An 845-nucleotide genomic window follows, 5' to 3' on the forward strand; every position below is an offset into this window, starting at 1 on the left:
AGCCTCAGCGGCACGCCGACCGTGGCAGGCACGTTCACCTTCACCCTGACCGTGTCCGACAGCACGCCCAGCCCGGCGGCGCAGGCCAGCCGCAGCTACACGCTGACCATCGCGGCACCGGTGATCGCGGTCGCGCCCACCACGCTGCCGGCCGCCACCCGCGGCACCGCGTACAGCCAGGTGCTGAGCGCCAGTGGCGGCACTGCGCCGTACACCTATGCGGTAAGCGCGGGCACTGTGCCGGCCGGCCTGACCCTGGCCAGCAACGGCACGCTGTCCGGCAACCCGACGGCGGAAGGCAGCTTCAACTTCACCGTGACGGCGACCGATGCGGGGAGCTTCACCGGCAACCAGGCCTACAGCCTGACCGTTGCCGGCCCGAACGTTGTACTGCCGGCCAGCACCTTGCCCGCAGGTACGGCCGGGCAGGCGTACACCGCGGCGATCACGCCCGCCACTGGCGGCACCGCGCCCTACAGCTATGCACTGACTGGCGGCGCATTGCCGGCGGGTGTTGTCGTGGACGCGGCCACCGGTAGCCTCAGCGGCACGCCGACCGTGGCAGGCACGTTCACCTTCACCCTGACCGTGTCCGACAGCACGCCCAGCCCGGCGGCGCAGGCCAGCCGCAGCTACACGCTGACCATCGCGGCACCGGTGATCGCGGTCGCGCCCACCACGCTGCCGGCCGCCACCCGCGGCACCGCGTACAGCCAGGTGCTGAGCGCCAGTGGCGGCACTGCGCCGTACACCTATGCGGTAAGCGCGGGCACTGTGCCGGCCGGCCTGACCCTGGCCAGCAACGGCACGCTGTCCGGCAACCCGACGGCGGAAGGCAGCTTCAA

Annotated in this window: 1 protein-coding gene; it reads left to right on the top strand. The window is 72.2% G+C overall.

Annotation, left to right across the window (positions count from 1 at the left end; all coding sequences use genetic code 11):
* Nucleotides 1–845: Ig domain-containing protein (locus EO174_RS00065; RefSeq protein ID WP_206515023.1), on the top strand; the 845-nt coding region annotated here is incomplete at both ends.

Origin of the sequence: Xanthomonas sp. BRIP62418 (assembly GCF_003993495.1) — a bacterium.
Taxonomy (GTDB): Bacteria; Pseudomonadota; Gammaproteobacteria; order Xanthomonadales; family Xanthomonadaceae; genus Xanthomonas; species Xanthomonas euroxanthea.